This window comes from Stutzerimonas kirkiae (assembly GCF_004327335.1).
Taxonomy (GTDB): domain Bacteria; phylum Pseudomonadota; class Gammaproteobacteria; order Pseudomonadales; family Pseudomonadaceae; genus Stutzerimonas; species Stutzerimonas kirkiae.
In genome coordinates, this window is record NZ_QJUO01000055.1 from 1 (window position 1) to 13,238 (window position 13,238).

Sequence of the window (13,238 nt, forward strand, 5' to 3'; positions counted from 1 at the left end):
GGTCCTTGCTCGCCTTGGGTGCCGGCGCCGGCACCCAAGGCGAGCAAGGACGCCGTGGCCCTGTCGCAGAGCGTGCCGGTCTATCCACGGCAGGCGCGGCAGGCGAAGATCGAAGGGCAGGTGACACTGGAGCTGCTGATCCGCCCGGACGGTTCGGTCGCCAGCGCCAGGGTGTTGTCGTCCAAGCCGCCGCGGTTGTTCGACTCGGCTGCGCTGGATGCGGTGAAGAAATGGAAGTTCCAGCCGCGTACCGTCGATGGTGTCGCCGTCGAGCAGCGTGCCCGGCAGACCATCACCTTCGGCCTGAAGCAGATCAGTCTCCAGTGACCGCGTAGCGCGCCCGGAAGGGCGCGGGCGCCCCCCCCGTTTCATCGTGGTACAGCAGGACAGGGAGGTCCGCCTTATCCGGCACAGGTCATCCTGTCGCCGGTTTTTTTATGCCCGTATTGAACTCGGCGGTTGTCGATGGCGAGTACGACATCTCCACGGCAGGCGATCATTACAACTGCACCTACGGATCAAACCAGGGCCTGTTTTCGTCCACCCACCATTGCGGCATCTTGCCTGGCGGGCCGCTGCCTGCCTGTTCGTCAATCGAGAACCTGCCTCCGGCGAGCAACTGATTATTAGTTGCCAAACCACGGATTAATCGTCTTTCGCGCAATGTAACGGCTTCGTCCTGTGGCACTTCTGCGCCGGCGAATTTTTCGCGGCGCAGCGCTGATTTATTGATATTTACGAATACCCAAAAGCCCTTTAGGTTTGCTCCAAACGAGGGTGCCGCCTGGAATGCGGCGACCCTATCGTGGTCAGCCTTGCAGCGATATAACCAAGTGCAACTCCCAACTTGGAAGTCCAGTGAGTTCGACTGAACAGGGCGCATGTATAAGAAATGAATCCCTATAAATATACCGGAGCCTTGTATGAGCGATTTCCCACTACGTGATAAGCGACTTAGTTATGCCGTGGCCATGGCGTTACCGTTTCTCTGCGCCACCGCTTATGCCCAGGAAAGCACATCCGCCAGCGACGATATCGTCATGTTGAAAGACTATAGCGTCGAAGAAAGCATCGAGGACAACCTCGGTATCATGCCCAGTGCCAGCAACACCGGCTCCAGTGTGTTCGGTGTCGGCAAACCGCTGGTGGAGACCCCGCGCTCGGTGACCGAAGTGTCCTCCGAGCTGATCCAGAACTACGGCTTGCGTGATGTCAACGACCTGGTACGGATGACCCCCGGGGCCTATACCGGCTCGTTCTTCGGTGTCGCCGGTTCGGTTTCCCTGCGTGGCGAGGAGGCCGACAACTACTTTCGCGGCATGAAGCGCGTGCAGAACTCCGGCAACTACACCACGCCGATCCGCGCGGCCAGCTCGGTGGATATCGTCCGTGGCCCGGTCAGCCCGGCCTTCGGCGCCGGCAAGATCGGCGGCTATATGAACTTCACGCCGAAGTCGGCGAAATCCGGTACCTCCAAGTACATCGAGGAACCCTCCGGCGAAGTCGGCATCACCGTCGGCTCCTACGACAAGTACATCGCCCACGCCGAAGGCGGCACACCCTTCACCCTCGGCGGTCGCCAGGGCGGGGTCTACGCTTACTACGAGCAGGAGGATTCGAAGAGCTACTACGACTATGTCGAGCCGAAATCCCAGCTTGGCCAACTGGCCTTCGATCTCGACCTGACCGACAACCTGCGCGCCGAATTCGGCGGCCAGTACCTGGACGCCGAGCGCCAACAGAACGCCGGCTGGAACCGCGTGACCCAGGACCTGATCGATCACGGCACCTACATCACCGGTGCCGCCTCCAACCTCAATACCCGCGGTTCGGTGCTCTATCCGGACGACGTGCGCGAGGGCATCGCGCCGGGTGTCGGCTTCCCCTCGGGCAGCGGCAACGCCCTGCTCGACGTATTCTGCTCCGGCGGCTACAGCGGCTGCAGCCTGCCGGCGGTGGACAACGGTTCGCTGAGCAATCCGGGCACCACCAAGCTCGACCACAACGAAACCATGACCACCAGGGCCGACCGTGGCGAGACCACGCTGCGTACCGCCTACTTCGACCTGATCCGCGACCTCGGCGACGGCTGGGAGTTGAAGAACCAGGTCTTCTACGAGGACATGGACCACTACAAGTATTCCAGCTACGGCTTTACCGCCCAGTTCGACTCCTACGTCTGGGAAGACAAGCTCAGCCTGAGCTTCCCGATGACCCTGGGCGAGGTCAGCAGCAACAACGTGGTCGGTGTCAGTTATCGCTACTACAACGGCACCGATCGCGAAGCCTATGGCGACGAAATCTTCGACCGCCGCGACATCTCGGTCGGCGCCACGCCGAACGACAGCTTCGACGCCGGCCATGAAGGCAACGTCGCCCTCGGCAACGGCCAGTACCTGCGCCCCTATACTTCGCAGAACTTCTCGGTGAGCAAGAACACCGGCGCCTTCGCGGTTTCCGACCTGAACTGGCGCGACTGGAACCTGACCCTCGGCTATCGCTTCGATCACTACGACGTGAAGGCCTCGGAGAAGGCACAGTCCACCGCCGGCACGCTGATCGGCGACGAGGACGGCGACGGCCATCCGGACTGGTACAGCGACGATGGCACCGCCGACTCGTTCAACATCAGCCTGAGCTACAAGACCCCATGGGGCATCGTGCCGTACTTCACCTACGCCGAGTCCGGCGCGCTGGCGACCAATTCGGCAGGCGGCATCCCGGTGGAGAACATCCAGAACGGCTCCTGGGTCCAGGATTCCAAACTGCGTGAACTGGGTGTCAAGTACGCCAGCCCGAACGGCAGCGTCTACGCCAGCCTGGCGGCGTTCGACCAGGACCGCAGCTATGCCGACGCCCAGAGTGGCACCGACATCCTGGTCAACAGCACCGGCTTCGAAGGCGAACTGCGCTGGCTGATCAACCGCAACTTCTCGATGAGCGCCGCGGCGAGCAAGACCCATGTGAAAGAGAAGGGCAACCCGTACACCATCCTCAACACCGCATCGGTGGCCGAGGCGCTGGGCGTCGACCCTTCGACCCTCTACGGCTATCGTTTCTACGATGCTTCCGGCTCGATCCTCGGCGGTGAGTGGGACCGCGGCGGTGTGCCGGAGTGGGTGACCAGCCTGTACGGCAACTACACCCAGCCACTGGGCGGCGGGCGGCTCAACGCCAGTCTCGGCTTCACCTGGGTGGATGCGCAGTGGGCGGACAACCAGCAGCAGATCCGCTTGCCGTCCTACACCCTGTGGAATGGCTCGGTCGGCTACGAGTACAAGAACTGGAGCACCCTGTTCACCATCAATAACCTGTTCGACGAGGAGTATTTCACTTCGGCCAACCTGTTCGATTCCGTCCTGGTGATGCCGTCCGAAGGCCGCACGCTCACCGCTTCGCTCAACTACAAGTTCTGATCGGCGCCCGGTCGCCGGGGCACCCACGGGTGCCCCGGTTCCGACCGCTACAGACCTGGGTACCTTCCTTGAGTACAGCTCCCTTCACGTCACCCGATCCCGTCGTCATCCGTCCAATCATGTTTGGCCTGATGCTGGCCATCTTCCTTGGCGCGCTGGACCAGACCATCGTCGCTGTCTCGCTGTCGGCGATCTCCGCGCAATTGGGCGACTTCCACCTCCTCGGCTGGATCGTCTCCGGCTACATGATGGCGATGACCGTTGCCACCCCGCTGTACGGCAAACTCGGCGACCTCTATGGCCGTCGTCGCCTGCTGCTCGCCTCCATCGGCCTGTTCACCCTGGCCTCCTGCCTCTGTGCGCTGGCCCGGGACATGCAGCAACTGATCCTCGCTCGCATGCTGCAGGGCCTGGGGGCCGGCGGCCTGATCACCCTCAGCCAGGCGATCATCGGCGACCTGATGGCACCGCGCGAACGCGGCCGCTACCAGGGCTACATCAGCAGCATGTTCGCGCTCGCCAGTGTCGCCGGCCCGCTGCTTGGCGGCTTGCTCACCGCCACGCTGTCGTGGCGCTGGGTGTTCTGGATCAACCTGCCGCTGGGTCTGCTGGCGATGGCGATCAGTCGCCGGGCATTGCTCGGGCTGCCGCAGCCGGTGCATCCGGCGCGCATCGATTACCTGGGCACACTGCTGCTGGTCGCCGCCCTCAGCGTGCTGCTGCTGGCCATCTCACGGGCCGGCGAAGGTCCGGCCGGCTGGCATGCCGGCGAGCTGTCGGCGCTGTTCGGCCTGGCCGCGGCGCTGCTGCTGGCGTTCGTCTGGCAGGAACGCCGCGCACCCGAGCCGCTGCTACCGTTGCACCTGTTCGGCCAGCGCAGCCTGGTACTCAGTGGTGTGGTGATCTTCGTCGCTACCTTCCAGGCGATCTCGCTGACCATGCTGATCCCGCTACGCTACCAGAGCCTCACCGGGCACGGCGCCGCCGAGGCCGCGCTGCACTTGCTGCCGCTGGTGATGGGCGTGCCCCTGGGGGCCTATTGCAGCGGGCGGCTGGTCGGCCTGCTCGGCCGCTACAAGCCGCAGATGCTCTTCGGCAGCATCCTGCTGCCACTGGCGATGGTTGCCCTGGCGCTGGTCGCGCCGCAGCAGGCCTGGTTTTCCGGACTGTGCATGTCGCTCTGCGGGGTCGCCATCGGTTGCCAGTACCCGACCTGCATGATCGCCACGCAGATGGCCGTGGCGCCGCGCCACATGGGCGTCGCCACCAGCACCGCCAACCTGCTGCGGGCGCTTGGCGGGACCCTGGGCATGGCGTTGATGTCGAGCCTGCTGCTGGTGTTGTTGCAGCAAGCTGGCGCGCCGGTGCGGGCTATCGACGGCGACCCGACCGCCGGCCTCGCGCCGGCGCAGATCGCCGATGCCTTCAACCAGTTGTTGCTGATCGGCGCCGCGGTCGCCTTGCCCGGCGTGTTCGCCGCGCTGTTTTTGCCTGATCGGCGTTTGCCGGCCCATCCCTGAATACACACGGGGCGCCGCACTGCACCGTGGCCGGTGACGAGCGGTGCCAGGAGTAGAGAGATGTTCGATGTCATCGTCACCGCCAAGCGCCGCGAGGCCGAAGGCATCTACAGTTTCGAATTGCGCCGCCGCGACGACGCCGAGTTGCCGCCGTTCGCCGCCGGTGCGCACATCGACGTGCAACTGGATGGCGGCCTGCTGCGCCAGTATTCGCTGTGCAATTCTCCGCGCGAACGGCACCGCTATGTCATTGCCGTGCTCCGTGAGCCGGCATCGCGCGGCGGTTCCAGTACCCTGCACGAGCGTATCGAGGTCGGCCAATCGCTCTCCATCGGCGAACCGCGTAACCTGTTCGCCCTGCAACCGGAAGGGCGCCGGCACCTGTTGCTGGCCGGTGGTATCGGCATCACGCCGCTGTTGAGCATGGCCTTCGAGCTGGCCGCCAGCGGCGCCGATTTCGAACTGCATTACCGGGCCAAGGCACCCACCCACGCGGCCTTCCTCGAACTGCTCGACAGCGCCCCGTTGAGTGCGCACACCTCACGCTATTTCGCCCGTGTGGACTTCGACGTGGGGCGCCTGCTCGGTCCTCCGCAGGCCGGTTGCCACCTCTACGTCTGCGGGCCGGAGACCTTCATGGCGCATGTGCTGGACAGTGCCCGCGGCCTCGGTTGGGCGGATGGGCAACTACACCGCGAACACTTCGCCGCGCTGGCTGCCACGGCGGCACCCGCCGACGGCAGCTTCGAAGTGCAGATCGCCAGCAGCGGCGAGGTCTACCGGATTCCCGCCGACCGCAGTGTGCATGAGGTGCTGGAGGAAGCCGGTATCGAGATTCCGGTGTCCTGTTGCCAGGGCATCTGCGGCGCCTGCCTGACACCGGTGCTGGAAGGTGTTCCCGACCACCGCGACCTGGTCCTGAGCGAAGAGGAGCAGGCCGGGAACAAACTGTTCACGCCCTGCTGTTCGCGTTCGAAAACCCCGCGACTGGTGCTCGACCTGTAACCCTCGCCGGGGGCTGACACATTCGACAAGGGCCGCCGCGCGGCCCTTGTCGCTATGGACTAGGACATAGCATGCAACTGCCGCACGCGGTTGTCCTCTCCATCTTCCTGCCAGCTTCCCATGGATTGGGCGCTCCAGCGATCCAGTGCGGTACGCAGTGATTCCAGGCAGAGCAGGGTGGCCTTGTTCGAGGTGCCTTCCTCGGGGATGTAGCAGGCGAGGATCGCCGACTTGATCTTGGCGTCGCGGATCGGCACGTAGACGATGTCCGGGCGCATCGGGTCGGGCCCTACAGAGAGGCGCACCTGGCAACCGATGCCCATGCCCAGGGCGACCATTACCGCGATGAACTCGAAGGAGTTGGCGACGATGCTGAACATCGGCTTCACCGCTACCCGGGAGAACACCGCGTTGATCACGTGGTGCAGGCTCTGCTCGCCGCTGGGAATGATGAAGTTCTCGTCCACCAGGTCGGCCACCTTCACGGACGCGCGATTGGCCAGCGGGTGTTCCTTGTGCACGGTGATGCAGGTTTTCAGGTTGTAGGAAACCACCTGCTGCAGCCCGCTCTGCAGCTCCAGGGCGTAGCCGACGATGATGTCCGCTTCGCCGCGCATCATGATGCCGGTGAGCTGGTTGGAGTTGGCGGTGATGATCTCGAAGGTGATCCGTGGATAGGCCTCGCGGAACTCCTGAAGGAAGCCGGCGAGGAACTCGCGCGCCGCCGTCTCGTTGATGCCGATACGCACGTTGCCAGTGTGCTCGCCCTGCAGAATGTCGATTTCCGAGCGGGCGATGGAGAGTTCCTTCATGGCCCGTTTGACCCGGTACAGCAGCGACTCTCCGGCCGAGGTCAGCCTCAGGCCGTTACGGTCGCGTACGAACAGCTTGGTATCGAGTTCCTGTTCGAGCAACTGGATCTGCCGGCGAATGGCCGAGGCTGCTATGTGGATCTTTTCTTCGGTGACCTTGAACGAGCCGTGCCGTGCCACTTCATAGAAGTAACGCAGGGCGGTCGTGTTGACGAAATGTGGGAGAAGACCGAGCGTCATGATGAGACCTGCCAACATGGGTGAATGAATAGCGAACTGCAACGGCTCTGCATGCGTGATGTGCGATCAGTCCCGTTCAGCACTGCACCACTGTTGCGCAATCCATTGACCTGGATCAGTCCTGACAAGCTCCTTTTATGGTTGTAAGACTGCGATGCAGTTAGCATGCCATTTGGTTTCCCGGCTGGCTGGCCGGTGCCCGCTCCCCGACGCGGTGGAACGGGCGCGAAAGGCGTGCGCTTCAGGCCATGACAGGACCAGAGCTGCCTTTGATCTGGATGCGGTAGCCGGACCGCACGTTCGGGTAGTAGTCCCAGATGGCCTTGTGCTGGGTACAGCGGTTGTCCCAGAAGGCGATGGAATGGTCTTGCCACTGGAAGCGCACGTGGAATTCCGGCTTCTGGCAATGGGCGTAGAGGAAGGTGAGGATGGCGTCGCTCTCGTCGCGCGGCAGGCCGTCGATATGCGAGGTCATGGCCTTGTTGACGAAGATCAGGCGGCGCCGGGTGACCGGGTGCTGGGCGATGATCGGGTGGGAGTTCACCGGTGCCTCGGGGCCGAACACACGGCGGCCATCGTGGGTAGCGGTGAGCCCTTCGAGATAGGACTTCATCAGCGGCGACAGCGCATCGTAGGCCGCGTACATGCTGGCGAAGCAGGTCGCGCCGCCGCCATTCGGCGCGGTCTGCGCGATGTGCAGGATGCTGCCCATCGGCGGGATTGCCGCGCAGGTCTGGTCCGAATGCCATTCTTCGCCAGCGACTTTCGTCGAGGTCTTGTCGAAATGGAGGATGCGGATCGCCGGGTTTTCCGGGAGCGGCTTGCTCTCGGTGGCCGGGCCGACGTGGATGTGCATCTCGCCGAAGTGGGTCGCCAGGGCCTCATGGTCGGTGAGACTGATCGGCTGGTCGCGGAAGAAGATCACCTGGAATTCGGCCAGTGCCTCATGCAGTTCCCTGACCACGGCAGGGGAAAGCGGCCTGGTCAGGTCGATATCGTGAATCTCGGCGCCGATATGCGGGGTGGTAGGGAGCACACGGATATTCTGATAACTCATGGATTATTTCTTCCTTACTGTTTGTTGCGGGTCGCCGCTAAGTAAGTGCGGCGAATTCATGGTTGAGGATCCAACTTTTGTCCGCAGTTTATGGCTATTCGAATGTCTGCAGAACATTGCAGCAGGCAGAGAATTTAGTTGTCGTCGAATCAATTTTTTGCGCGGTACCGGGCATGGCGAAGAGCCGCTGGATTAATTGTTATGGCGCAACTTTCCCTTGTTCGTTTATTTGAACTTCACGAGGGTACGGCGGTTATAACGGCGGACGCCGTCGGTGCCATTCACAGGCCTGTTCGTAGGCGTGCCCGGCGCGCAGCGGGGTGATTTCGTCGTTGCGCCGACCGACCAGTTGCAGGGCCAGCGGCAGGCCCTGCGGACCGAAGCCGCAGCAGACCGACAGCGCCGGGTTGTCGCTGAGGTTGAAGGCGATGCCGTAGCTGGGTTTCTGCAGAAACCCCCAGGGGGCCAACTGTTCCAGCGTTGGTGCCTCACCGGCCTGGATCGGGCAGAGCAGTAGGTCGACGTTTTCCAGCAGCGTGTCCAGGTTCCCGCTCAGTGCCCGCCGGTGCTCCTGGGCGCGGCAGTAGTCCGCCGCGCTCAGCGTGGCGCCCAGCAACAGCGCCTCGCGCAGTTGCACCCCGTATTGCTGTGGGCGGCTGCGCAGCCAGTGCTCGTGGTAGGCATAGGCCTCGCTCAGCAGAATCACCATGCCGGCGGCGTTCCATTCCCAGGGCGCGGGCAGGCTGACGTCGCGCACCTGGCAACCGAGCGCCTCGAAGGTGCTGATGGCGTCCTCGATGGCGGCGCGGGTCGGCGCGGAGGTGCCGGAGCGTTCGTCGAGAAAACTGCGCACTACGCCGATCTTCAAGCCCTTGATCTCGCCCCAGGGCGGATCGTCGGCGCTCCAGAAAGCCTCGTCCGGTCGCGCCAGCGCACGGTAGAGCAGGGCGCAATCCTCGACGTTGCGCGCCAGCGGGCCGAGGCAGTCGAGGCTGGGTGCCAGCGGCAGGCTGCCGTGCAGGTCGATGCGCGCGCGTGTCGGCTTGAAGCCGGCCACCCCGCACAGGGCGGCGGGGCTGCGTACCGAACCCGCACTGTCGCTGCCCAGCGCGCCGAGCAGCATGCCGCTGGCCACGGCTACCGCCGCGCCGCTCGACGAGCCGCCGGCGAAGTGCGCAGCATGCCAGGGGTTGCGCGCCGGCGGGCCGGGCGGTCCCCAGCGTGGCGTACCGAAGGCGAATTCATGGGTGGTGAGTTTGCCCATCAGCACTGCACCGGCCTGCTCCAGGCGCTCGACCGCGGTGGCGTTGCGGGTCGGTACGTGATCGAGCAACTGGCAGGATTGACCCGTGGTCGGCACTCCAGCCATGTCGATGATGTCTTTCAGGCCGAGTGGGATGCCATGCAGGGGGCCGCGTCGGCGGCCGCCGCGCAGTTCCTCATCGGCCTTGTGGGCGGCGGCCAGGGCGTGTTCTGCGGTGAGGGTGACGAAAGCGTTGAGCCCCGGGTCCAGCGCAGCGATGCGCCCGAGACAGTGACGGGTCAGTTCGACCGACGACAACGCGCCGGCTCGGAGTGCCCGCGAAGCCTGCGCCAGGCTCGGTGTATGGTTATCCGGATCAGGCGTCATGCTCGTGCTCCAGGTACTTCACAGAAACCGGGCTGGTCTGGCGCAGGAACTCGGTGTAGCGCGTCAGCATTGCCTGGGCGCTGGCCAGTTCGGCGAGGCGTGCCGGCTGCAGTTCCAGGCCATGCTGCAGCAGCAGTGCGGCCAGCCAGCGCTCCCGGGCGGTCTGCGCTTCGCAGTCAGGCGCCATCACGGGCATCCTGCCAGGCACGGAATTCCGCCCGCGACTGCTCGGTGGCCGGGTACAGGCCGATGATGCTGCGTCCGCGCGCCACTTCGGCGGCGGCGAAGACTTCGTAACGGGTCTGTTCCCAGGCCTGCTCGGCGATCTCGTCGGCCATCGCCAGCGGGATCACCAGCACGCCTTCGCTGTCGCCGACGATGATGTCGCCGGGGTAGATGGCGACGTCCGCGCAGCCCACCGGCACGTCGAGCTCCACCGCCTGCAGGAAGCCGAAACTCGGCGCCGGCACGGCGCAGCGCTGGTAGGCCGGGAAGCCGAGCTTCTCGATCTGCGCGCTGTCGCGAAAGCCGCCGTCGCTGACGATACCGGCGCAGCCGCGCGCCTTCAGGCGCCCGATCAACAGGTCGCCGCAGGAACAGGCGCGTACCTCGCCACGTGTATCCATCACCAGCACGCTGCCTGGTGGGCATTCTTCGAACGCCCGTTGATGGATGTTGCTGGCACCGCCGTAGCTGCTCATGCCGCCGACGTCGTCGCGCATCGGTATGAAGCGCAAGGTATAGGCGGGGCCGACCATTCGCGGTTGGCCCTTGCCCAGCGGCACGATGCCGGTGGGCACGGCACGCCGCACGCCGGCGCGATAGAGGCAGGTGCTCAGGGTGGAAACGTTCACCTGCGCCAGGCGCAGACGGTTTTTTTCGCTCAGTGCCATGGGCGAGCCTCCCGGACCAGGCGGCTCATAGCGGGATGGCGATCAGCGTGTCGACCTTGGACGAGTCGAGCACCACCTTGCGCGAGCGGAACAGGCAGCGGCCTTTCTCCAGCACGATGTGGTCGGAGTAGCGCCCGGTAGCGAACAGGGTAACGCGGCCGTCGAGCATGGTACGCACGCAGGTGAAGCCGGTTTCCATGTGGACCGACTCATCATCCATCTCCAGCACCTTGGAGTCGGAGAGGACATGGCGGTAATAGTGCGGTTCGAAGATGTTGGCTTTCTCGATCGCCTCGACGCGGTCGTAGAGCATCGCCTGGTTGTCGCAGAGCATGATCGACAGCGGCATGATCATCTCTTCGTTCTGACGGGTAGTGATGCGATAGATGCAGGGTTCGGTGAAGTAGGTCGGCCAGTCCGACAGCACGCCGTCGTCGATGGTGTAGGTGTAGTCGGCGATCAACTGCCGGGCCTGGGCCACGGTGATACGCTCCGTCACGTTGCTCATGTTCATTGCTTACAGCCCCATCAACGCGCGATAACCGGTCCAGAAACCGCGCACGCTACCTTCGGAAACCCGCGAACCGGGGATTGGTTCGATCCCGTGGCCACCCATTTCGATCACCGCCGCCTTGTCCAGGCTGCCGGCGATACCTTGCTGCACCAGGCCGCCGATCATGCCGTCCTCCATGGCGATCAGCCCGGCCGGGCCCATCATGTTGGATTGCTTCAGGCGCCCGTTGAGCTTGTGCTCGTCGTCGTCCTGGTAGCCGAAGGCGATCCAGCGCAACTCTGATTCATGCGTACCGACTGGCACGATGGTGCGCAGCGCCAGGCAGTTGCGCAGCTGCTGCAGGACGAAGTTGGGAAAGACCGTATGGATAGTCATCGAGACGCTATCGCCGAAGTCGTCCCACACGTCGGTCATCGACTTGTCGCGCAGGCCGAAGCCGTAGGCGCTGATCTCGGCTGAGCGCATCTCGGCTTCTTCGTACACTTCGCCGCCGGTCTCGAATTTCATCTTCGACCAACTGATGTGCGACCAGCCGTTGGTACCCATGGTGATGCCGCCCTCCATGGTCAGCCGGTCCTGCTTCATCACGCCGTTGAAGGCGTGCAGGATGGAGGCGTGGTAGGGGTCCTTGACGTTCTCGATGTACAACTTCCAGTTCGATGGCAGCTTCTGGCTGTAGGTGCCGAGTACCCGCAGCGGCTTGCCGCAGACGCGCTGCATGTTGGCGATCAGTTCCGGGCCGACATATTCCTCGAAGGGCGGCGTCTGCTCGCTGAAGGTGCCGAAGATCAGGCCGTTCTGCACATGCACGCGCAGGCGCTGCAGGCCGTTGTCTTCCTTCCTGAAGGTATCGGCCATGCCGCCCTTGCCGCGTACGCCGCGCTCGAAGGCGGCGGCGGTCATCTTGCCGTTCAGGTTGAAGCACCAGTTGTGGTAGATGCACATGAAGCGCTTGGTCTTGCCCTGGGGGGTGTAGACCAGCGGCGTGCCCTTGTGCGAGCAGCGGTTGACCATCGCCTGGACTTCGCCTTCGTCGTTGCGCACGATGATCACCGGCGTTTCGCCGACCTGTGCAGTGACGTAGCAGCCCGCTTCGGGGATCTGCACCTCGAGGCCGAGGAAGTGCCAGATCGGCCCACGGAAAATGGCTTTCTGCTCATGCTCGAACACTTCCGGCTCCGAATAAACCGCATAGGGAATGCGGCGCACACCTTCTTCAGGCCAAGTTACCGGTAATGGATTTTCTGAGTTTTTCAATGCTGTTTCCTATCTTCAGACTGCACGCGGGAGGCTGTCTTGGGCTCGCCTTATGTGGGCCTAAAATACGGCCGCAGGGGCGATGTTCAAACATCAAAATATGCTCGCGCTGCCGCGAAAAATACGCGGCGAGGGTTTCGCCATGCATGGCTGAAGAGCGTGGTTCCAGGAGACAAGCGTGAAGGAGGGCGAACCGGTGTGCTGGACTGAATATCCCATGGTTCATGGCCAGACATGGGGTGCTGATCGCTATGTTCATGATCGACGTGAACGGCTGAAATCGCTCACGACTGCCAAGATGCTCAATAATGAGTTGGGCTATTTGCGTCAGGAGATATGATCAACGATAAACAACATGACTTGATATAAATGGTTCCTCGGCCGATGCGGTCATAGGTGAATGAGCCGTTGCCGTCGAAACATTCCAAATAAAATGCTCGCGCAACTGAGCCGTCTTCGCTCTGAACCGCCCTGGGTATCGCGGAGGCTATTGTGTTTGAGTCAGGCTGCCACGGGGATGGCTGCCTGACTCTGTTCGTATAGTGCCTCAAACTCCGCTGGCGGCCTATTTCCTATCGGCTCCAGCAGCCGCTGATGGTTGAACCAGGCCACCCATTTCAGCGTTTCCCACTCCAGACTTTCTACGCTTTTCCATGGTCCTTGCTTGTGGATCAGTTCGGTCTTGTAGAGGCCATTGATGGTCTCTGCCAGCGCGTTGTCGTAGCTGTCACCGGTGCTGCCAACCGATGGCTCGATGCTGGCCTCACCCAGCCGTTCGCTGTAGCGAATCGACAGATATTGCGAGCCCCTGTCGCTGTGATGAACCAGCCGGTGAGGCTCAGGACGACGGGCGTGAAGCGCCTGCTCGAGCGCATCCAGAACAAACTCCGTGCG

14 protein-coding genes are annotated in these 13,238 nt (G+C 63.3%); 6 read left to right on the forward strand and 8 right to left on the reverse strand.

Going from position 1 to position 13,238, the window contains the following annotated elements; all coding sequences use genetic code 11:
- From DNJ95_RS18660 to DNJ95_RS18680, 5 genes are all read left to right on the forward strand, one after another.
- The coding region (locus DNJ95_RS18660) for an energy transducer TonB (protein WP_131186222.1) at positions 1-327 on the forward strand (327 nt) is incomplete at its 5' end.
- A 110-nt stretch (positions 328-437) separates the two neighbouring features.
- The gene (locus DNJ95_RS18665) at positions 438-623 is read left to right on the forward strand and encodes a hypothetical protein (protein WP_131186223.1); all 186 of its coding nucleotides are present in this window, start codon (positions 438-440) and stop codon (positions 621-623) included.
- 300 nt (positions 624-923) lie between these two features.
- A complete protein-coding gene (locus DNJ95_RS18670) occupies positions 924-3,416 on the forward strand; it encodes a TonB-dependent siderophore receptor (RefSeq protein WP_131186224.1) in 2,493 nt (830 codons plus the stop codon).
- A gap of 131 nt (positions 3,417-3,547) precedes the next feature.
- Positions 3,548-4,936 carry an MDR family MFS transporter gene (locus DNJ95_RS18675; RefSeq protein ID WP_242672004.1) on the forward strand — a complete coding sequence of 463 codons (1,389 nt, stop codon included), beginning with the start codon at positions 3,548-3,550 and terminating at the stop codon, positions 4,934-4,936.
- A 60-nt stretch (positions 4,937-4,996) separates the two neighbouring features.
- Positions 4,997-5,941, forward strand: a complete 945-nt coding sequence (locus DNJ95_RS18680; protein ID WP_131186225.1) for a PDR/VanB family oxidoreductase — start codon at positions 4,997-4,999, stop codon at positions 5,939-5,941.
- 59 nt (positions 5,942-6,000) lie between these two features.
- Here the strand turns inward: DNJ95_RS18680 and DNJ95_RS18685 are convergent, their stop codons facing one another.
- The 7 genes from DNJ95_RS18685 to DNJ95_RS18715 form a co-directional block, all read right to left on the reverse strand.
- Entirely contained in the window at positions 6,001-6,993 is a 993-nt protein-coding gene (locus tag DNJ95_RS18685) for a LysR family transcriptional regulator (protein ID WP_165491661.1), read from the reverse strand.
- Between the two features lie 241 nt (positions 6,994-7,234).
- Positions 7,235-8,050 carry a TauD/TfdA dioxygenase family protein gene (locus DNJ95_RS18690; RefSeq protein ID WP_131186227.1) on the reverse strand — a complete coding sequence of 272 codons (816 nt, stop codon included), beginning with the start codon at positions 8,048-8,050 and terminating at the stop codon, positions 7,235-7,237.
- Positions 8,051-8,303: 253 nt separating this feature from the next.
- A complete protein-coding gene (locus DNJ95_RS18695; RefSeq protein ID WP_131186228.1) occupies positions 8,304-9,680 on the reverse strand; it encodes an amidase in 1,377 nt (458 codons plus the stop codon).
- A complete protein-coding gene (locus tag DNJ95_RS18700; RefSeq protein ID WP_131186229.1) occupies positions 9,670-9,867 on the reverse strand; it encodes a hypothetical protein in 198 nt (65 codons plus the stop codon). Before DNJ95_RS18700 ends, DNJ95_RS18695 begins: the two co-directional genes overlap by 11 nt.
- A complete protein-coding gene (locus tag DNJ95_RS18705; RefSeq protein WP_131186230.1) occupies positions 9,857-10,573 on the reverse strand; it encodes a ribonuclease activity regulator RraA in 717 nt (238 codons plus the stop codon). The genes DNJ95_RS18700 and DNJ95_RS18705 overlap by 11 nt, the downstream gene beginning before the upstream one ends.
- Positions 10,574-10,598: 25 nt before the next feature.
- A complete protein-coding gene (locus DNJ95_RS18710) occupies positions 10,599-11,081 on the reverse strand; it encodes an aromatic-ring-hydroxylating dioxygenase subunit beta (RefSeq protein WP_165491662.1) in 483 nt (160 codons plus the stop codon).
- Positions 11,082-11,090: 9 nt separating this feature from the next.
- A complete protein-coding gene (locus DNJ95_RS18715) occupies positions 11,091-12,344 on the reverse strand; it encodes an aromatic ring-hydroxylating oxygenase subunit alpha (protein ID WP_131186232.1) in 1,254 nt (417 codons plus the stop codon).
- A gap of 178 nt (positions 12,345-12,522) precedes the next feature.
- On the opposite strand from DNJ95_RS18715, the gene DNJ95_RS19270 reads away from it, so the two are divergent.
- Positions 12,523-12,684 (forward strand): hypothetical protein, encoded by a 162-nt coding sequence (locus DNJ95_RS19270; protein ID WP_165491663.1) that lies wholly within the window; start codon positions 12,523-12,525, stop codon positions 12,682-12,684.
- A 161-nt stretch (positions 12,685-12,845) separates the two neighbouring features.
- Here the strand turns inward: DNJ95_RS19270 and DNJ95_RS18725 are convergent.
- On the reverse strand, positions 12,846-13,238 hold a 393-nt coding region (locus DNJ95_RS18725; RefSeq protein WP_165491664.1), incomplete at its 5' end, for an integrase core domain-containing protein.